Here is a 19,941-nt window from a genome sequence, read left to right on the forward strand (position 1 = left end):
CGTCAGGGCGGCAAGGCGGTGTGCGAGAGGTCAGATGGTGTGCGGAGGTCAGATGGTGGCGTCCAGCACGTAGAGCTTTTCGCGGCCGCCGGCGATCAGTTCCTGGCGGACCACCTGCGACTCGTAGGGGCGGAAGAAGTCGTCGAGGGTGGGTTCGGTGAAGCGGTGGGCTTGGACGCCGTCGCCTGCGTTGGTGAAGCGCTGGCCGACGGCGGCGAGGACGCGGTTGTCGCTGCTGGCCATGTTGCGGACCGGTTCGGCGATGATCACCTGTTTGCGGGCGGCGGTGAGCATGCGGTCGAGCACGGGGGTGGCTTCGGGGAGGAAGTGGTAGAGGCTGGCTTGCATGAGGACGTAGTCGGCTTCGGGCAGCGGCTCGGCGGAGGTCAGATTCCAGACCTTGCCTTGCCCGCCCGCCTTGGTCAGCTTGCCGACGAATCGGTCGTTGCGATCGAGGCCGGTGTAGTCGACCGATTTCTGCCGCAGGTAGCGGGTGTACAGCGTGGCGGGTCCGCAGCACAGGTCGACCACGCTGGCGCCGTCCGGCACGAGTGCCGCGACCGCTCGGTAGCGAGCCGTGTAGTACCGCCCGTAGAGCGCGCGGATCAACAACTCGTAGAGGGTGGCGTTGCGATAGATGAGGCTCGTACTCACACCAAGTACTCCTGACAAATCGGGCAGCAACGTCAGCGTCGGATGGTACGGCGCAGGGTACCCGCGTGCACGACCGGGTCGAGCGGCCGAACCGGTGAATCCGGCCGCTCGACAACTCGATTCACTGCGTCAGCTGTCGCCGAGGATCCGCGCCGCGTCGTCCTCGGTGAGGATCTCGTACGCGTCGGAGGTCCGGTTGAACCACCAGGTGTCGGGGCTCGGCACGGGACGTCCCGCCGCCTGCACCGCCCGCGTGGACGGCCGATACGACGAGCTGCGCGGGATCTCGTCCACCACGTAGACCAGATCGGGTCGCTTGCTCGGCTCGAGCGCACGCAGCGCCTCGGTCACGTCCTTCGGCTCCAGCCGGAAACCCTTGCGCACGCTGACCGCAGCCACCGCTATGCAGTGTTTACCCACCCCGCCGGCTCCGCCGTCTGCCGTCCCCAGGCGCTTACCCACCCCGCCGGCTCCGCCGTCTGCCGTCCCCAGGCGCTTACCCACCCCGCCGGCTCCGCCGTCTGCCGTCCCCAGGCGCTTACCCACCCCGCCGGCTCCGCCGTCTGCCGTCCCCGGGCGCTTGCCGACCTCGAGACCGTAGGCAACTTCCATGTCGATCGCGGTGATGTCGTTGAGCACATCGACGATCGGCTGCCCGTAAACCGGCCCACGCGGCGTATGGATCACCGTGTCCTTGCGATCGACCAGCCAGTAATCACCCTCGCTGTCGCGGCGGAACAGATTCTCCGTCGGCATCCACGAATCACCCGGCGCGAACACCCCGCGCAACCCGCCCGCGGAGATATCCACCCCGTCGGAGGCCTTACCGATCAGCAATCCGACCTCGTTGTCCGCGCAACGCCGCGCATACCCCGAACCGTCGACCAGGATCTCCTCGGCGATCGGGTCGTAGGCGACCAGTTCGACCCGGGCGGTACCCGGCACCGGCCGCCCTTTGCAACCGCGCTTCACGCCCTTCACATTGGCCAGCACCACGTCGCCCTCGATGGACGCGTAGAACTCCAGCACCCGAGCCGGATCGAACTGCTCGGTGGTCCGCCGCCACAACCCGGCGGGCATCCCCGAGCCGATGAACAACCGGATCGGATGCCGATGCCCGGCCGGGAACACCTCGGCGTCGAGGATGTCGCGCAGCATCGTCCAGGTGTAGGTGACCACGGTGACGCCGTAGCGGTGCACCTCCTCGGCGAACTGTGCCGGATCCAGCGAACGGGCCAGCGCGATCCGGCTGCCGCCCGCGATCGCCCCGCCGAGGCTGACCAGTAGTCCGGACGAATGATGCAGCGGCGCAAGGCAATACACCGTGTCCCTGCGGTTCAGATCGGCGGTGGTCGCGGTGCCGAACGCGGACAGCGCCCAGCGGTGGTTGCTGATGAACTTGGTCTCCAGCCGATCACCGGTGCCGGTGACGAGCACGAACGCCAGCTCACGCGCCAACCCGGGATCGGGCCGATACCAACCGGGCAGCTTGACGTGCGCCGGATCGATCTGCTCGAGGTCGATCACCTTGTCGCTCAACGGAATACCGAGCTGACGCGAATCGCCGCCGCCGAGCACCAGCACCCGCGCACCGGTCGAGGCCGCTTGCCGCAGGTTCTCCGGATCCGCGACAACCGTGTCCACGCCGGTGATTTCGAGCGCGCGAGCGAGTTCGCTGCCCGGGGCGAGCAGCACCGCCACCGCACCGAGCCGGGACAGCGCGGCCACCGTCGCCAGCGCACTCGGCCGGGTCTCCATGATCACGCCGACCCGCATCGCCGGCCGGATCCCGACCGAGATGAGCCCGCGCACCACGTTGTCGATGCGAACGTTCACCGCCGCATTGGTGTGCACCCGATCCTCGAACAGGAACAGATCCTTCAACGGCGCCCGCCGGCCCTGCTCGGCGATCAACCGCCCGAGCGAGATCCGCGTATGCGGCTGAATCATCCCGAGCCTGGTCAGCCGCGGCAGCGCCCGCGCCGCCTCACCGGCCAGCTCGACCGAACCGCGAACCGTATTGCTCGCGATACCTTCCAGCGCCTTGCCGACGCCCGCGCCGGCCTCGGCCAGCGTCGCGGCGGTGTGCACCACGCGGGTCGCCGCCGAACGCGGCCGGTTGCTGTCCACGTGCTCGGCCATCCGGTGGATCTCCGGCGGCAGCACCTTGTCCCGCTCGAGCCAGTCGATCCACTGCCGCACCAGCGGCCAGGTGTGGTTGGTCGCCGTGCTGCCCGCCACCAGGCCGAAGTGCCCGGCGACCAGGTTGGCCTCGTACACCTCCGCGTTCGGCGCGGCCCGCACGATGCCGCGCACCGCGGCGGGCTGGCCGATGTCGTCGACCTCGCCGACGAACGCCAGGATCGGGCACTTCAACTCGGCGAGCGAGACCGGCTGATCGCGAATCACGAACCCGCCCAGCATCAACCGGTTGTGCGCGACGAACTGCTTGAGCAGATCGGCGGCGGCCGGCCCGGCGTAACCGACCCAGCCGTCGTTGTTCAGGAACCGGCGCTGACGCTCCTTGGGCAGCAACGCCTCCCGGTCGTGCAGCTGGCGCAGGAAGTCGATCCTGGCCTTGGCCGTCTTCATCGGGTCGAGCATCTGGAAGCCGATGCGCACCATGGAATCGGTGATCGGCAATCGGGTGACCACATGGTCGGCCAGGAAGTCTGCGACATCGGACACCATCCCGTAGGGCAGCCCGAACGGCATGCCCGCGACCACGTCGACCGGGCTGCCGAAGGTGACGATGCTCTGCACGCCCTTGCCGTACCGGTAGGCGGCGACCTGGTAGGCGAACATGCCGCCCTGGGAGTAGCCCATCAGGTGCACGGCGCTGCCGGTCGCCTCGGTCACCGCGTCGATCGCGCTGCTGACCGCGAGCACGTGGTCGGCGAGGTCCCGCTCCCAGCCGCCCTCCTCGCTGGCCGGTGAGCCGAAATCGACCACCCAGCAGTCGATTCCGCCGCGCTGCAAGATGCCGACGGCGCCGTCCTCGACGTTCACGTCCCAGATGTCGGCGTTCACCATCAGCGGCGGCACCAGCAGCGCGACCGGGCGCCCCGGCGTGGTGTCGTCGGGGAAGTAATGCCGCAGCCGGTACATCCGCCGCCGCTCGACCACCTCGAACGGGGACGACTCGACATCGTGGGTCAACCCGCCGAAGCGGATGACCTCGAGGCCGTTCTGCGCGGTCGCCATCAACCGCTGCACCGATCCGACCAAATCCTTCGCACTGAACTTCAAGATCGCTCCTGGCCCTACCCTAGAACGTAACCCTCATCCGCCTCCGCGTACTCCACCGGAGGGATACCCTTCGGTCCCCAAGAAGTACGCGGCGATGTTTCAGATGAGCTTCCCACATCGTGTGTCCATTATGTGTCCGCTGTGACCCGATCCATGCATGTAATGCAGGGTCAGTGGCCGATTATCGGCAGATTCACAGCGACGCCCGCCGCGCACGGTAGCTACCGGTCCGCGATCTGTCCGCGGTTCCATCGATTGCCGCCGAGAAGTTATGTCCCGGCGATTCGATCGGCAGCGTGTCGTAACCATCCGCGACGGCATCCGCCGTTTCGCTGCGTGCGGCCGGCCGGCCGACTTAAGATCGATGCCGTCTGGAACGCACTGTCGCGTAAGCCATTTCGCTCGAGTGACTGGTTTCGCGGGCCGCATCGCCCGCTTGTTTTGCTGTGCAGAATAACCGTCGCCGCATTACGGGGTGACCCTCTCGAGGTGAGGACAACGCATGACTATCGAAATGCCGGTCCAAACGGAAAACAACCACCGCAAGAGCCTCAGCACCTCGGCCGCGGCCAAGCTGGCGCACACCACCAAATCCGAACCCCAGATGCAGGGCATCAGCTCCCGCTGGCTCACCCGCATGTTGCCCTGGACCCAGGTCAAAGGCGGTGTCTACCGGGTGAACCGGCGGCTCACCCACACCGTCGGCAATGGCGAGGTCGAATTCGACGTGGACGGCCCGCAGGCCCGCGTCATTCCGGCGGAATTGCGTGAGCTGCCAGCCCTGCGCGATTTCGACGACGAGGAGGTACTGCACGCCCTCGCGCAGCGTTTCCAGCAGCATGATCTGGCGCCCGGCAGCATCGTCGCCGAATTCGGCAATCCGATGCATCAGGTCGTGCTGGTGGTGCACGGCAAACTGACCAAGAACGGTACCGGCGAATACAACGAACGCACCATGCTCGGCATTCTGGCGGGCGGTAATTACTTCGGCGATCAAATCTTCACCGACCCGCACGCGGTCTGGCCGGTCACCGTCAAAACCGTCACCCGGACAACCCTTCTGGTACTCCCCCGCCAGGCCCTGCACGACCTGCTCGGCAACGCGCCGCGGCTACGCGAGCAACTGTCCAGAATGGCGGAGGCGCCGGCCCACCCGCAGAACGCCAAAGGTGAGGCCGCGATCGAGATCACCTCCGGCCACGCCGGGGAGCCGCTGCTCACCGGAACGTTCGTCGACTACGACGCCGCACCCCGGGAATACGAGCTCAGCCTCGCGCAGAGCGTGCTGCGGGTGCACACCCGCGTCGCCGATCTGTTCAACGATCCGATGGATCAGGTCCAGCAGCAGCTGCGCCTGACCGTCGAGGCGCTCTACGAACGCCGCGAGTACGACCTGGTCAACAATCCCGACTTCGGGCTGCTGCACAACTGCGACCTCAAGCAGCGCATCTCCACCGAGTCCGGCCCGCCGACCCCCGATGACATGGACGAGCTGCTGAGCATGCGCCGCAGCACGAAACTCTTTCTGGCCCACCCGAAAGCGATCGCCGCGTTCGGCCGCGAATGCAGCAAGCGCGGCCTGTACCCGGACCCCGTCGACGTCGACGGACACCGGGTCCCCGCCTGGCGCGGCGTGCCGATCTTCTCCTGCGGCAAGCTCGGCGTCAGCCCGACCCAGACCACCACGATCCTCGCCCTGCGCACCGGCGAGCAGGATCAGGGCGTCGTCGGCCTGCACCAGACCGGCATCCCCGACGAATACGAGCCGAGCCTCAACGTCCGCTTCAAGGGCATTGACGACCAATCGATCATCTCCTACCTGGTCAGCTGCTACTACTCGGCCGCCGTCCTGGTACCGGACGCACTAGGCGCACTCGACAACGTCCTCGTCGCCCGCCGAACCGACTGACGGAGTAATGACCCATGTCGATGCTCTCCCGCACCCTCGCCCTGCCCGCCACCCACGAGGTAGCCACCGCCGTCGCCGCCCTCCTCTCCGACCTAGGCGGCAGTGCCCCACTGCTATTGGCGCACAACGACTCCCCGGCTCCGGAAGTAGCCGGCTCGCCTGCTCCGGAGGTCTCCGGCTCATCCACACCGGACATTCCCAGCCCGTCGCAGTCGGACTCGCCTGGGCGGTCGATCCCAGATGCCCACGGCTCACCCACAACGAATGCCCCCGGCTTGTCCTCCTCGGGCTCACCCGGGTCTTCTACTCCGGACACCCCCGGCTCGCCAACCTCGAACGCGTCCGATCAGCTCCGCATACTCGGCCCGCGCGGACTCGGAACCGCGACGCTACTGATCAACCCGCCGGTCGACCCACCGGGATCTGTTGTTCCGCAGTACATCTCGTCCACAGCATCGACGCCGCCGCAGATAACGACCGCCACCACCTCGATCCCCACTGCCGAGCAACCAGCCGCACCGACCAGTTCAACCGCGGCAAAACCGACCGACCTGATCAGACCCGTTGTCCCGCCGACCAACTCAGCCGCGGCAGAACCTTCGATCTCTACCGGAACTGTTGCCCCGCCGCATATCTCGTCGACAGCGTCGGCAGCACCACGTGTGCAGTCCGCCAGCGGTGTGTTGCCGGCCGTCGTTACGCCTCCGCCGACTGGCTCCGCCGCGCCGGAATCGTCCGTCCCGACCGGCGCAACCGGATTTGGTACGGCATCGACGCGCCACGGCGGCACCGCTTCCGCAGCTCCCATCGGTGTCGGGCACGCGGCACCATCGACCAGCTCGAACGGTCTGGCCACCGCTCAATCCACCGATCAACCATCCGGAGGCCGAATCCCCACCGGCCCAACTGGATTGGGTACCGCATCGACGCGGCGCAGCGCCGAGGGGGCCGCGATCCCGCCGCTCTATTGTCCACCACCGATGCGCGATGACCCGCTGCTGGCGGCCGATGTCAACGAGCGAATCGTCGCGTGGGCGGGCTCGATCGGCTTGTACGAGGGCAAGTTGGATGAGCTGCGCGACGCGGGGTTCGGGCGGTTGATCATGCTTGCCCATCCCGATTGTGACGACCCGGATCGGCTGCTTGCCGCGGCGAAGTGTGCGGTGGCCGAGTGGGCGGTGGATGACTACTACTGTGATGCCGGAGCCAGCGACGTCGCGCCCGATGGCACGCCGTCGAGCGCTGAGGCGGAATTGGGACCGCGGCTCGAACTTGCTGCTGCGGCAATCGATCCCGTTCATCTGCCTGCCCGCTATGCCGCCCGGATCGAGCAGGCGTTGCAGGCGGATCCGATCGTGCGGGCTTTCCGGAGCGGCTTCGCGCACCTGGCAGAGTTCTCCACGCCGGCGCAATTGGCCCGGCTGCGCACGGAGATCGCGGGGTGGTTCATCGCGCTCGGCGCCGAGGCGGGCTGGCGGCAGTCCGGGCGGACACCGCAGGCCTGGGAGTACCTCACGAACCGGCAGCCGCACAGCTTCCTGCCGTGCATGGCGCCGATCGATATGGTCGGCGGCTACGAGCTCCAGGCCGCGGAATACACCGATCCGCGGGTGCGCCGGGTGATCACCACTGCCGCGCTGGCCAGCCAGCTGGTGAACGACCTCTACTCGATGGCTCGCGAAGATCGTTCGGACGGAAGGGAATTCAACCTGCCGACGGTCCTGGTCGCCGAGGAGGGCTGCACCCGGCGCGAGGCGGTGCTGCGCACGGCCGAGTTGCACGACGAGCTCATGCACCGCGTCGAACTCGAGGCGGCCCCGTTGGCCGCCGTCGGCTCCGCCGAACTACGCCGGTTCCTCACCGGCGTGTGGGCATGGCTCGGCGGCAGCCGCGCCTGGCACGCGGAGAGCAAACGGTACTCCGACAAGTAGACCGCCGAAGCCGTACCACCTCGACGGCGGTGACCTCCGTCGATGAAATATCCAGTGCTGCAACGAGAGAGGGCGAATTCGCATGACCATTCTCAATCCGGACACCGATGCCGTGCTTCAGACCAGCTACCAGAAGTCCGTTGCCGCGTACTGGAACAACAACCCGAACGACGACCGGGTCAACACGAAACTCGGTGAGGTGGACGGGCTTTACCACCACCACTACGGCATCGGCGCCCCCGACCTCTCGGTGCTGACCGGCCCGGAGGACACCCGGCAGGAACGAATCATCAAGGAACTGCACCGATTGGAGACCGCGCAGGCCCAGCTGCTGCTGGATCATCTCGGCCCCGTCCACCCGGAGCAGCGCCTGATGGACGGCGGATCCGGCCGGGGCGGCACGAGTTTCATGGCCAACCAGCGCTTCGGCTGCCAGGTCGACGGCGTCACCATCTCCGAGTACCAGGTCCGCTTCGCCAACGAGCAGGCCGCCGAGCGCGGGGTGGACGACAAGGTGCAGTTCCACTTCCGGAACATGCTGGAGACCGGTTTCGAGCCGTGGTCGATGCGCGGCATCTGGACCAACGAGACGACGATGTACGTCGATCTGTTCGACCTGTTCCACGAGTTCTCCCGGCTGCTCGAGCCGGGCGGCCGCTACGTGTGCATCACCGGCTGCTCCAACGACGTGACCGGCGGGCGCTCGTCCTCGGTCAGCTGGATCGACGCGCACTACGGCTGCATGATCCATCCGCGCAGCGAATACTTCCGCGCGATGGCGGAGAACAACCTGGTCCCGGTCGACGTGACCGACCTCACCGCGGCCACCATCCCGTACTGGGACCTGCGCACGAAATCCGAGCTCGCGACGGGTGTCGAGCAGCCGTTCCTGACCGCCTACCGGGAGGGCAGCTTCCAATACCTGCTGATCGCCGCCGATAAGGTGGGGAGGTGACCGACAGCGCTACCCCGGCATACACCGATCGCGAGGCCCTGCCCGTCGAGCTCGTGGACGACGCGGGGCACGCGATCGGCACCTGCCCGGTGTCGCAGGCGCATCAGGCGCCCGGACAGCTGCACCGCGCGTTCTCGGTGCTGCTGTTCGACGACGCCGGGCGGGTGTTGCTGCAGCAGCGGGCCGCGGTGAAGACCCGTTTCCCGTCGCGGTGGGCCAACACATGCTGCGGCCATCCCGCGCCGGGCGAGCCCGTCGCGGCGGCCGCGGCGGTCCGCCTCGCCGAGGAGATGGGTCTGGCCACCCCCTTCACCGAGGTGGGCGTGTATCGCTATCGCGCCAAGGACCCGTCGACCGGCCGGGTCGAGGTCGAATGGGACCACGTGCTGGTCGGCCGGCTCGCAGTCGGTGCGCCGCGGCCGAATCCGGACGAGGTAGCCGACTACGTCTGGATCGAGCCGGGTGCGCTCCGCGAGGCGATGGCGTCCGAGCCGGATGCCTACACGCCGTGGCTGGCCGGTGTGCTCGAGCTGGCCGAGCGGGCGCTCACTGAAACGTGGCAGCGCTGAGCCGACCGACGCCGGTGCGCACGCCCGGTCCGAGGCAACCGCCGACCATGGCCGGCGTCATCATCTCGTAGTCGGCGGTGATCCGGACCCGGCTGCCCTGACCGAGCCCGTCGACCACGTCCAGGGTGCCGGTGGTCGGCTGCTGCATGGTGACCGGCCACGGTCCCCACAGCCTGCTCGTCTCGCCGTTCGACCAGAGCACGTCCACGGTGATCGGGCCGTCCGCCGGGCGCATACAGTCCGAGGTCGCTACGTGCGTACCGGTGAAGGTGCCGCCGGTGATGCCTTCTGGTCCGCCGGAACAGTCGCGCAGCGTGCCGACCGAGGTGAAGGTGAGCGCGTGCGGGGTCATGTCGATCGCGCCGTCCACGGCCGTCCAGCGGAAGTCGCCGTTCGCGCAGGTGCCCGCGGGCGGCAACGCGGACGCGACGGGGATATCGAACGGAACTAGCAATGCCGCGGCAACGGCGGTCGTGGCGGCGATCTTCCCGAGCATCAACACTCCGGCACCTCTTCTCGCGGGCGGTGGACCTGCAGAAACGGGTGGAGCACGAGCAGGGGAAGAATCCCATACCGTCCATGCTGTTTTTGCTCCGACACACACGGGATCGAGTCGCGAACTATCCGGCAATCGCATCGATAGATGCGCATATCTACGTAAAGCAATGCCTGAAACCCTGAGAGAAATCATAGGAACGACACAGGCTATGACCAGGTCCGCCCGGCATTGTGAGGTGCGTAGGAGTTGTCGGCGAAGTGAGGTGCGCGATGGTCGAAATCGAGGTCACGGGGACGACTGTGACGATCCAGGTGGTCGGTGGGCATCAGGTCCTGGCCCTGCGCGAGCACATCACCTTCGATCTATCCGACATCACCCAGGTGGTCCGGGCGGAAGTGGACCTGCGCCCGCCGTGGGTGCGCGCACCGGGCACCTTCTTCCCCGGCGTCATCGCCGCCGGCACCTTCCGCGGCAAGGGCCGTAAAGAGTTCTGGGACACCAGGTTCGACGGCCGCGCCGTCCGCATCGAACTCGACGGCGGCCCGTTCACCCGCCTCGTCGTAGACGTCGACGACCCGGACATGACCCTGCACGCCCTGCGCACCGCCGTCGCCGCCTAACCCGCACGCCTTCTGATTTCCCGCACCGAAATTTGCATGCGATTTTCGGTGCGGGAAATCAGGAATGGTGCGGGAACGTGCCGAAACTGCGCAGCAGGCCGGTGTAGGGCTTGGGGGGTGGGGTGGCGAACTCTCCCCTGCCGGACTTGCGCAGGCCAAGCGTGACCAGTGACTGGACGGTCAGGGTCGCGGCGGCCACGCCATCGATCACCGGGACACCAATCTCGTCGCGGATGTGCGCACACAGGTCCGCCATTCCCGCGCAGCCCAGCACAATTGCATCGGAGCCGTCGGCGTCCACCGCCTCGCGGCAGGCTTCGGTGACGATCTTGCGGGCATCCGGATCCGAGTCCAAGGCCAGAACCGGCAGTTCACAGGCGTGGATGCCGAGGCAGAACCGTTGTCGCCCATAACGTTCCACCAGATCGGCGGCCCGTCCGATGGTCCGGCTCAAGGTCGTGACGACACTGAACCCGCGACCCAGATGGCTGGCCGTCTCCATCGCCGCCTCGGCGATCCCGATTACCGGTCCCCCGGCCACTTCGCGCGCGGCATCCAGTCCCGGATCGCCGAAGCAGGCGATCACGTACCCGTCGACGCCCTCTTCCTCCCCGCGCCGGATAGCGGCGAGAATGCCTGGGACGCTGAGGGCTTCGTCGTAGTGACTCTCGATCGACGCGGGCCCCATCTCGGCGGTCACCGCGTCGAGCAGTGTGCCGGGACCGGCGACGGCCCTGGCACACTCCTCGATCGTGTCGGTCATCGCCCGGGTCGTGTTCGGGTTGACCACACGGATACGCATCAGGCAGGTACTCCCTTCACCGCCAACCTCGTTCGGGTGGCCAGCACGTAGTAGACGGCGAAGCCGAGGCCGCAGCCGATGAACCAGCTGTACTGCGCCGCGGTGTACATGCCGGTGATGTCCTTGGCCAGCACCGGAATCACCGCGACCACGGCGCCGATCGCGGTGGCGAGGACCGCCGCCGGGTTGTATCCCTTGCTATACCAATAGCTTCCGGTCTTCGACATGGTGAACAGGTCGTCCACCACCACGTGTTGCTTGCGCACCAGGTAGTAGTCGGCGATGAGCACGCCGAACAGCGGACCGATGAACGCGCCCAGCACCTCCAGCGTGTAGTGGATGACCTCGGGATTGTTGTAGAGGTTCCACGGGGTGATCAGCACCGAACCGACCGCCGCGATCATGCCGCCCGCCCGCCAGCTGATCCGCTGCGGGTTCACGTGGGAGAAGTCGAACGCCGGCGAGATGAAGTTCGCCACGATGTTGATGCCGACGGTGGCGACGGTGAAGGTCAACGCGCCCAGCACGATCGCGAACGTGCTGTCGATGCGCGCGACGGTGGCGACCGGGTCGGTGATCAGCTCGCCGTAGACCGGGACGGTCAGCGAGGCGGTGATCACCACCAGCAGCGAGAACAGCAGGAAGTTGACCGGCAGGCCGAGCAGGTTGCCGCGCCGCACGGCGGCGAAAGTCTTTCCGTAGCGGGAGAAGTCGCCGAAGTTCAGCATCGGCCCGGAGAAGTAGGACACCACCAGTGCGATGGCGCCGAGCATCACCGGCAGCGAGTCCCAGCCGGTGTATTTCACATCGCCGAGGTTGAGATCGATGGCGCTCCAACCGGCTTTCGCGATCAGGTACCCGCAGAGCAGGAACATCACCACGTAGACCGCGGGCCCGCAGAAGTCGATGAACTTGCGGATGGATTCCATGCCGCGCCAGAACACGCACGCCTGCACCACCCACAGCGCCAGGTAACTCCCCCAGCCGAGCATCGAAAGACCGAGGAAACCATAGTCATCGACGACCGCGTACGGCGCCAAACCCGGAAACAGCTTCACCAGAACGACATCCAGCGCCGCCGAGGCCAGGAAGGTCTGAATTCCGTACCAGGCCACCGCGATCAAGCCACGAATGATGGCCGGAATATTGGCGCCGATCACCCCGAAGGCGCTGCGGCACATGACCGGATACGGCACGCCGGTCACCTGGCTCGGTTTCGCCACCAGATTGCAGAAGAAATAGACGATGGTGATGCCGATCAGCAGGGCCGCCAGCACCTGCCAGCTGGCCAGGCCGAGCGCGAACAGGCTGCCCGCGGTGACGTAGCCGCCGACGCTGTGCACGTCCGACATCCAGAAGGCGAAGATGTTGTACGAACCCCAGGTCTGCTTGCGCAGCGGTGCGAGGTCGGCATTGGTCAGCCGTGGATCGTAATTCGACGGCGCGGTGTCGGGAATGGCGACGGGTGGCGGTGCTACGACGCTCGGTGCCGCGATGGTTTCGGTCATTGTTTTTCCCATCCGGGAGGTGAAACTGTGATCGAACCGACGGTAGGGATTCGCCATTGCCCGCCCGTTGCGCCGTTATTGCCCGGCTATTGCGCGGCAGATATATCTTCCGGCGCGAGCAGCCCGGTATCCGTGGGCAGCGTCGCGATGACCGTCTCCAGCCTGCGGTGATGGCGTTCGGCGATGAGCAGCAGGCGATCGACGTCGCGGGCCAGGAACGCGTCCATCATCAGCGCGTGATCGGTGTGCAGCCGCACCCGATCGCCCCGGCTGATGTGCACCATCGACTGCACCGGCTCGGTCACGTTCCACGCCGATTCCAGCATGTGCAGCAGCCGGAACATGCGCGACGGCTTGGTCAGCGCGACGTGGAAGTTGCGCGATTGCCGGTGGTAGGCGGCCGGATCGTCGTCCCGGATCGCCTGCTCGAGCAGCGCGTTCACCTCGATCAGCTCGGCCCGGTCGGCGGCGCTCGCGTTCAGCGCGGCCGCGGCCAGCGACGCGTTCTCCAGGGTCTCCCGCACGATGTACATCTCACGCAGTTCGGCGGCGGTCAGCTGGGCCACCGCGTAACCGCCGTGCGGTTCGTGGGTGACCAGCCCCTCCCCGATCAGCGTTTTCAGCGCCTCCCGGACCGGGATGTGACTCACCCCGAACAGCTCGGCCACCTCGCGCAGCGGGATGACGGTGCACGGCGGCACGGCGCCGTCCAGGATCACCCGGCGCAATTCGCCGAGGATCACTTGCGGTCGGCCGGGTGCGTCGACAACCAACCTCGCGAGCAGCGCCGAACGTCGTCTCGGGGGCATGCGAAACACGCTAGGCCAGGCGTGTTGCGGTTTCGGTCAGCTGTGTGACGCTCAGGAAACGTATTCGGGCAGAACCAACCGGTCGCGCGGGAGGGCCTTTGCGGCGATCCGGCCCGTCCGTGTAATTCTGGATCGGACACGTACTACAGAAAGCTTTTGATGACGGTTTCGGCAGCACAGTTCGTAGATCGCCGGTTCGCGCCCCTGGTCGCCGAGTTCGACCGGCTCTTCCGGCGACCCGGCGACGGCGGTGGGGCGCTCGCGGTCTACCTGCACGGCGAGCCGGTGGTGGACGTCTGGGCCGGGTACGCGCGGCCAGAGGTGCCGTGGGCGCACGACACCGTGGCCATGGCGTATTCGACCGGCAAGGGCGTCGCCAGCACGCTGCTGCACCGGCTGGCCGAGCGCGGTCAGGTCGCCTACGACGAGCCCGTCGCGACGTACTGGCCGGCCTTCGCCGCCGCCGGCAAGGAACGCATCACCGTGCGCGAATTGCTCAGTCACCGAGCGGGTTTGCACCGGCTGCGCGGTCTGCTGCCCGGCCCGTACGACCGGTTCTTCGACGACGCCGCGGTGACGGCGGCGCTGGCCGCCGCCGAGCCGGATCCGCGCCGCCTGGTCACCAGCGGGTATCACGGAATCACCTTCGGGCACTTGGTCGCCGAGCTGGTTCGGCAGATCACCGGCACCGAGTTCACCGAGGTGCTGCGCACCGAGATCGCCGAACCGCTTGCCGCCGAAGAACTCTGGTTCCGGGTGCCGGAGAACCAGCGCGACCGCATCGCGACCAACTTCCCCCGGCTGACCGTCGCCGGAATGAGCTGGGAGAACAGCTCACGCCTATTCGGCAGGACCAGGTTCTCCGCCGCCATGGACACCACCCCGAAGGGCTTCGCCGACCTGGTTTCCGATCCGCGCCTGCATGATTCGGTGATGCCGGGCCTCAACGGCGTCTTCTCCGCCCGCGCGCTGGCCCGCGTCTACGGCGCGCTCGCCAACGGCGGCGAACTCGACGGCTACCAGCTGCTCCGCCCGGAAACCCTCGAGCTGATCACCCAGCGCCAGATCTTCACCCCGGATTACGTTCTCGCCCTGCGCGTTCCCTGGGCCCTCGGCTACCACGCGGTCCCGATGAAACCGTCCAAGGCCGATCCGATCTCCGCCTTCGGCCATTTCGGTCTCGGCGGTTCCGGCGCCTTCGCCGACCCCGCCACCGGCATGTCCCTCGGCTTCGTCACCAACCGCCTCGGCGGCCGCCTCACTCCCCTCGGCGATGCCCGCCTGGCCCGCCTCGGCACCCTCGCCCACAATCTCGCGAAAGCCGCCCGACCCGCTTGACCGAAGGCCGCCTTCAGTCTCCGGTCCAGAATCGTCGGACGTTTCGGGCCGGGAGTGGCAGCATGTGCGGCATGGAGTTGGTCGGGATGGAACGAATCGCCGCTGCCGCGGAGTTGCTCGCGCCGGTGATTCGGAAGACGCCCATCGTGGCGTCGCGCGTGCTGTCCGAGCGCGCCGGCACCGAGGTGTGGCTGAAGTGCGAGAACTTGCAGCGAACCGGGTCGTTCAAGCCGCGCGGCGCCTATAACCGGATCGCCAATCTGCCCGCCGCGGATCGCGCTCGCGGTGTGGTTGCGGCGAGCGCCGGCAACCATGCGCAGGGCGTCGCCTGGGCGGCGACCTCGCTCGGCATCACCTCGACGGTCTTCATGCCGGTGGGCGCCTCGCTGCCCAAGCTGGCGGCGACCAAGGCCTACGGCGCCGAGGTGCGGCAGGTCGGCGAGACCATCGAGGACGCGCTGGACGCGGCCAAGGAGCTCGCCGAGCGCACGGGCGCGACGCTGATCCACCCGTTCGACCACCCGGACATCGTGGCCGGGCAGGCGACGGTGGCGCTGGAGATCCTGGAGCAGATCCCGGACGTCGGCACGGTGCTGGTGCCGACCGGCGGCGGCGGGCTGCTGGCCGGCATCGCGGTGGCGCTACATCAGCTGGCCCCGCAGGTGCGGGTGATCGGGGTGCAGGCGAAGGAGGCGGCGGCTTGGCCGGGGTCGCTGGCGGCGGGCAAGCCGGTGCGGGTCGGGCGGATGTCGACGATGGCCGACGGCATCGCGGTCGGGCTGCCGGGGCAGGTGCCGTTCGCGCATGTGGCCGAGCATGTTTCGACGATGCTGACGGTCGACGAGGACTCGCTGTCGAAGGCGCTGCTGCTGTGCCTGGAGCGGGCCAAGCTGATCGTCGAACCGGCCGGCGCGGCGGCGGTCGCGGCGTTGATGAGTTGTTCCGCAACGGAACTGGAGCTGACCGGGCCGGTATGCGCGGTGCTGTCCGGCGGCAATATCGACCCGCTGCTGCTGACCCGCCTGATCGGCCACGGACTCAGCGCGGCCGGACGTTATCTCGATGTGCGCGTGACGATTTCGGATCGACCGGGCGGCCTGAGCGCGCTGCTCGGGGTGGTCGGCAAGACCGGCGCCAGCGTGGTCGACGTGGCGCACGCCCGCACCGGCACCCGCCTGGCGCTCGGCGAGGTAGAGGTCTCGCTCACCTTGGAAACGCGCGGCCCGAACCATCGCGACGACGTCCTGAACGCCCTCGCCAACGCGGAATACTCGGTCCGGGTGGAGGACTGACGGCGACCTCGCCGTGATCGGATCTCGCCCAACCCGATCCGATCACGACGAGGTCCCGTCGGGCACCCTCTCGCCCAGCCGAGCTCCGGCTGGACTACCCGCGCGAACGCGGGACGCTCAGCTGCCCAAGAACAACATGGGGCTCACGATAGCGGCCATCGGCAGCAGCACGGCGTCCATGATGGAGCCGCCGATCGGAAAAGCGACGGCCAGGACCGCGGCCATGAACATTGCCAGTGTGTTGCCCACGATGGATCCGATCATTTCCTCTTCTCCTTCTGTTCGTACTTCCGGTGGCTGTCGAGCTATACGAAGACTCGAAGTGCCATCAAGCAGAGAACGGGGTAGAGGCCACCTCACCTGATCGAAGGCGAGGCGCACGGCCGCCCAGCAGAGGGGCGCCGCGAATCATGATAAATCACGGATGGTCCGTTTTGAGTGTTTCCGGGTATTTGCTGAAGACCCGCGTTGATTGGGGCCCGCACCCGTGCCGACCGGACGCGTGGGCGTCCGGTCGGCCCCTCATCGGGTAACTGTCAGCACTTGCGCTTGTAGAAGTACTTCGAGTTGGCGTCCATGTCCGCCTGCGTGATGGCGATCATGTCGGTCTGGATGTTGCGGGTGACCGGCTTGCCCTCGATCGCCGCGGCCGCCTGATCGACGCCCTTAGCGCCGATGCCCGCCGGGTCCTGGGCGATAAGGGCTTGCACCGTACCGGCTTTCAGGTCCTCGACCTGCTTCGGGCTCGCGTCGAAGCCGACCAGCTTCACCTGACCGAGCTTGTTCGCGTTGCGCAGACCGGTCGCCGCGCCCTCGGCCGAGCTGAGGTTGGTCGCGAAGATGCCGGCCAGGTCCGGATGCGCGGCCAGCGTCGCGGTGACGATCGACGCCGCCTGTGCCGCCTCGTTGTTGTTGTACTGCACGCCGAGCGAGGTGATGCCGGGGAAGCTCTTCACCGCGTCCTCGAAGCCCTGTGCCCGCGCGTCGGTGGTGGAGGTGCCCGCCTTGGTGTTGATCACCAGTACCGGGCCCTTGTCCCCGACCAGCTTGGCCAGGGTCTGCGCCGCGAGCGCGCCGCCCTTCTTGTTGTCCGACGAAATCGACGACAGCGCAACGGAAGTGTCGTCGAGCGCGGTATCCACCTCGACGATCTTGATGCCCGCGTCCTTGGCCTGCTTGATCGGGTTGGCCATGGCGGTGGCGTGCGTCGGCGCGATCAGGATGCCGCCCGGCTTGTTCGCCACCACACCGGTCAGCACCGGCGTCTGCGAGCCGGCGTCGAACTTGGTCGGCGCCTGCGTGTCCAGCTTGTAGCCGAGCTTCGCGGCCTCGTCCTGCGCGCCGCACTGCATCGAGATGTAGAACGGCTCGTCGGCGACACCCGGAATCAGCACCAGCTTCTTGCTGTCGCCGCCGCCCGAATTGCTCACCTGCCCACTACAGGACACCAGCAGCGCGCCGACCGACACCATCGCGCCGATCACCACCGCTGTCCGCTTCGCCACCCTCATTTGGCTACCTCCGCCGTATTGTGTTGTTCCACTGTCGAATTCCTATTTCCGATCGCGGGCCCGGCGGCGGAGCTGGTCGAACCAGACCGCCGCGACGAGCACCACGCTCACCGCGATCGGCTGCCAGAACACCGGCACCTGCGCGATGACGAACCCCTTCTTCAGCACCGACGGAATGAACACGCCGATCACCGTGCCGACGATCGACCCGACCCCGCCGAACAGGCTGGTGCCGCCGATCACCACGCCCGCGATGGCATCCAGGTTGTCGGTGGTGTGCCCGCCGATCGTGGTGGTGCCGAAGTAGGCCAGGTTCATGAAGCCGGCCAGGCCGGCCAGCACGCCGGTGAGCAGGTACACCGTCACCAGATGCCGGGTGACCGCGATGCCGGAGCGCCGGGCCGCCTCCTCGTTGGAGCCGATGGCGTAGGTGTAACGGCCGAAGCGGGTGGTGTGCAGCACCCAGGCGGCGAGCACGGTCACCACGGTGGCGACCAGCACCAGGTTCGGGATGCCGCCCAGCGTGGTGCCGAAACCCAGAGTGTCGCGCAGGTTTTCGGGCACGGTGCGGGTGTCCACGCCGCCGGTGATCAGCTGGGCCGCGCCGAGTGCGGCGCCGAACGAGCCCAGCGTGACGATCAGCGGCGGAATCTTGGCCTTGGCCACCAGCAATCCGTTGATCAGCCCCCAAACACCGCCGCCCGCAATGGAAAGCAGGAAGCCGATCGCGATGATGCCCCAGCCCGCGTTGGTGGCGTCCTGATCCGGGCTGAGCCACTCCATCGATTTCGCGCCGATCACGCCGGAGAAGATCAGCACCATGCCGACCGACAGGTCGATGCCGGAGGTGATGATCACGAACGTCATCCCCACCGAAAGCACCAGCAGCACCGAGGTTTCGATCAGCAGCGTCTGAAAGGTGAAGCGGGTCGGGAACGCATCCGGGCGCAGCACGCTGAACACGATGCACAGCGCGACCAGCACGACGCCGATCCACACCGTGCTCGCGCCGAGAAGTCGTTGCAGGACAGTGCGTTCGGGTAACTCGGGGCCGCCGCCGTTCCCGTCGACAGCGACGGTCTTGACCTCACTCATGCCTGCACCTCAGAGAATTCGACGCCGTGGGGCACGGATGTCTCACGCCGCCCCCTCCTGTGACAACGCGCCGGTCATGGCGCCCACCAAATGCTCGAGCGTGGCCTCGGCCGCGGTGAACCGGGCCACCCGCCGGCCGAGCCGGAGTACCTCGATGCGGTCCGCGACGGCCAGCACCTCGGGCATGTTGTGGCTGATCAGCACCACCGCGATGCCCTGATCGGCGACCCGGCGGATCACGTCGAGCACCCGCTCGCGCTGCACCACGCCGAGCGCGGCGGTCGGTTCGTCCATGAACACGACCTTGCTCGCCCACATCACCGCCCTAGCGACCGCGACGCTCTGCCGCTGCCCGCCGGACAGCGAGCCGATCGGCACGTCCGCGCTCTGCAAGGTGACGCCGAGCCGGCGGAAGTGTTCGACTGCCTGGGCTCGCATCGCGGTCCGGTCCAGCATGCCGAGCTTGCCCGGCAAACCCTTGCGCACCAGCTCCCGGCCGAGGAACAGGTTCGCGGCCGGGTCCAGATCGGGGGCGACCGCGAGGTCCTGATACACCGTCTCCACGCCGAGTTTGCGCGCGGCCGTCGGCGTATTCAGCACCACCTGCTTGCCGTCCAGCACAATCCGCCCGGAATCGGGCTGCTCGGCGCCGGAAAGGCATTTCACCAGAGTCGATTTACCCGCGCCGTTGTCGCCGATCAGCGCGACGACTTCACCGGCGCTCACCTCGAAGTTGGCGCCGCGTAACGCCTCGACCCCGCCGTAGCGCTTCACCAAATCCTCGGCCCGCAGCACCACGGCGGAATCACCCGCGGGGTCGGCCGGTTTCGCGGCATCGTCCGAGGTCATCGGCCACATCCGTGCGCGCACAGCTGAGCAAACGTCCAGTCCATCCCGCGATGCTACGTTCGGCCCATCGTCTCGTGGGACATATTCGGCAAAATACAGACCGCGCAATGCAATCCCGGTTTCCAGGGCGAGAAAACAATGCACGCAATACCCGAACGACCGTCCCATCGGGTAGTGGATCAGCAATCGCTCAGTTTCACCGCTGAAACTCGTCGGGATTCACCGGAACCATTGCCCTGCACCTCATATCAAACGGTAATGCATGACGTAACGTCACCGTGCGGAAAGCGCCCACTAGATCAGTGCTGGCCGCCGAGTTCGAGGGCGAGCACGCCGATGATGACCAGGGCG

General features: G+C 67.3%; 17 protein-coding genes. 7 read left to right on the forward strand and 10 right to left on the reverse strand.

What is annotated here, in order from left to right; all coding sequences use genetic code 11:
* Positions 1–48 precede the first annotated feature (48 nt).
* Positions 49–654: a class I SAM-dependent methyltransferase gene (locus tag F3087_RS45205; protein WP_150408388.1), complete on the reverse strand. Its 606-nt coding sequence runs from the start codon at positions 652–654 to the stop codon at positions 49–51.
* Between the two features lie 129 nt (positions 655–783).
* Positions 784–3,903 (reverse strand): AMP-binding protein, encoded by a 3,120-nt coding sequence (locus tag F3087_RS45215; RefSeq protein ID WP_223885837.1) that lies wholly within the window; start codon positions 3,901–3,903, stop codon positions 784–786.
* A 502-nt stretch (positions 3,904–4,405) separates the two neighbouring features.
* Between F3087_RS45215 and F3087_RS45220 the strand changes: the two genes are divergently transcribed.
* The 4 genes from F3087_RS45220 to idi all read left to right on the forward strand — a co-directional run bounded on the left by F3087_RS45220 (position 4,406) and on the right by idi (position 9,267).
* Complete coding sequence (locus F3087_RS45220; RefSeq protein ID WP_150408389.1) at positions 4,406–5,812, forward strand: family 2B encapsulin nanocompartment shell protein; 1,407 nt, start codon at positions 4,406–4,408, stop codon at positions 5,810–5,812.
* Between the two features lie 20 nt (positions 5,813–5,832).
* Positions 5,833–7,743: a family 2 encapsulin nanocompartment cargo protein terpene cyclase gene (locus F3087_RS47265; protein ID WP_263407289.1), complete on the forward strand. Its 1,911-nt coding sequence runs from the start codon at positions 5,833–5,835 to the stop codon at positions 7,741–7,743.
* Between the two features lie 82 nt (positions 7,744–7,825).
* On the forward strand, positions 7,826–8,698 hold the full coding sequence (locus F3087_RS45230; RefSeq protein ID WP_150408390.1) for a geranyl diphosphate 2-C-methyltransferase: 873 nt from the start codon (positions 7,826–7,828) through the stop codon (positions 8,696–8,698).
* Positions 8,695–9,267 carry an isopentenyl-diphosphate Delta-isomerase gene (idi, locus tag F3087_RS45235; protein WP_223885839.1) on the forward strand — a complete coding sequence of 191 codons (573 nt, stop codon included), beginning with the start codon at positions 8,695–8,697 and terminating at the stop codon, positions 9,265–9,267. Before F3087_RS45230 ends, idi begins: the two co-directional genes overlap by 4 nt.
* Here idi and F3087_RS45240 read toward each other — a convergent pair.
* Positions 9,245–9,769, reverse strand: a complete 525-nt coding sequence (locus tag F3087_RS45240; protein WP_150408391.1) for a hypothetical protein — start codon at positions 9,767–9,769, stop codon at positions 9,245–9,247. The two genes, idi and F3087_RS45240, sit on opposite strands and share 23 nt — an antisense overlap.
* 266 nt (positions 9,770–10,035) lie before the next feature.
* On the opposite strand from F3087_RS45240, the gene F3087_RS45245 reads away from it, so the two are divergent.
* On the forward strand, positions 10,036–10,386 hold the full coding sequence (locus tag F3087_RS45245) for a hypothetical protein (protein WP_150408392.1): 351 nt from the start codon (positions 10,036–10,038) through the stop codon (positions 10,384–10,386).
* Positions 10,387–10,444: 58 nt separating this feature from the next.
* On the opposite strand, the gene F3087_RS45250 is transcribed toward F3087_RS45245, so the two are convergent.
* The 3 genes from F3087_RS45250 to F3087_RS45260 all read right to left on the reverse strand — a co-directional run bounded on the left by F3087_RS45250 (position 10,445) and on the right by F3087_RS45260 (position 13,505).
* Positions 10,445–11,188, reverse strand: coding sequence for an aspartate/glutamate racemase family protein (locus F3087_RS45250; RefSeq protein ID WP_150408393.1), 744 nt, complete (start codon positions 11,186–11,188; stop codon positions 10,445–10,447).
* Positions 11,188–12,696 carry an NCS1 family nucleobase:cation symporter-1 gene (locus F3087_RS45255; RefSeq protein ID WP_150408394.1) on the reverse strand — a complete coding sequence of 503 codons (1,509 nt, stop codon included), beginning with the start codon at positions 12,694–12,696 and terminating at the stop codon, positions 11,188–11,190. Before F3087_RS45255 ends, F3087_RS45250 begins: the two co-directional genes overlap by 1 nt.
* An 86-nt stretch (positions 12,697–12,782) precedes the next feature.
* Positions 12,783–13,505, reverse strand: coding sequence for a GntR family transcriptional regulator (locus tag F3087_RS45260; protein WP_150408395.1), 723 nt, complete (start codon positions 13,503–13,505; stop codon positions 12,783–12,785).
* A 159-nt stretch (positions 13,506–13,664) separates the two neighbouring features.
* Between F3087_RS45260 and F3087_RS45265 the strand changes: the two genes are divergently transcribed.
* Positions 13,665–14,843, forward strand: a complete 1,179-nt coding sequence (locus tag F3087_RS45265) for a serine hydrolase domain-containing protein (RefSeq protein WP_150408396.1) — start codon at positions 13,665–13,667, stop codon at positions 14,841–14,843.
* Between the two features lie 62 nt (positions 14,844–14,905).
* On the forward strand, positions 14,906–16,135 hold the full coding sequence (gene ilvA / locus F3087_RS45270; protein WP_150408397.1) for a threonine ammonia-lyase: 1,230 nt from the start codon (positions 14,906–14,908) through the stop codon (positions 16,133–16,135).
* Positions 16,136–16,252: 117 nt separating this feature from the next.
* Here ilvA and F3087_RS46380 read toward each other — a convergent pair whose 3' ends face one another.
* The 4 genes from F3087_RS46380 to F3087_RS45285 form a co-directional block, all read right to left on the reverse strand.
* Positions 16,253–16,399, reverse strand: coding sequence for a hypothetical protein (locus tag F3087_RS46380; RefSeq protein ID WP_191094478.1), 147 nt, complete (start codon positions 16,397–16,399; stop codon positions 16,253–16,255).
* 272 nt (positions 16,400–16,671) lie between these two features.
* A complete protein-coding gene (locus tag F3087_RS45275; protein WP_150408398.1) occupies positions 16,672–17,646 on the reverse strand; it encodes an ABC transporter substrate-binding protein in 975 nt (324 codons plus the stop codon).
* A gap of 42 nt (positions 17,647–17,688) precedes the next feature.
* Positions 17,689–18,741, reverse strand: a complete 1,053-nt coding sequence (locus F3087_RS45280; RefSeq protein WP_150408399.1) for an ABC transporter permease — start codon at positions 18,739–18,741, stop codon at positions 17,689–17,691.
* 42 nt (positions 18,742–18,783) lie between these two features.
* A complete protein-coding gene (locus F3087_RS45285) occupies positions 18,784–19,590 on the reverse strand; it encodes an ATP-binding cassette domain-containing protein (protein ID WP_150408400.1) in 807 nt (268 codons plus the stop codon).
* Positions 19,591–19,941 lie beyond the last annotated feature (351 nt).

Source organism: Nocardia colli (assembly GCF_008704205.1).
GTDB classification, from domain to species: domain Bacteria; phylum Actinomycetota; class Actinomycetes; order Mycobacteriales; family Mycobacteriaceae; genus Nocardia; species Nocardia colli.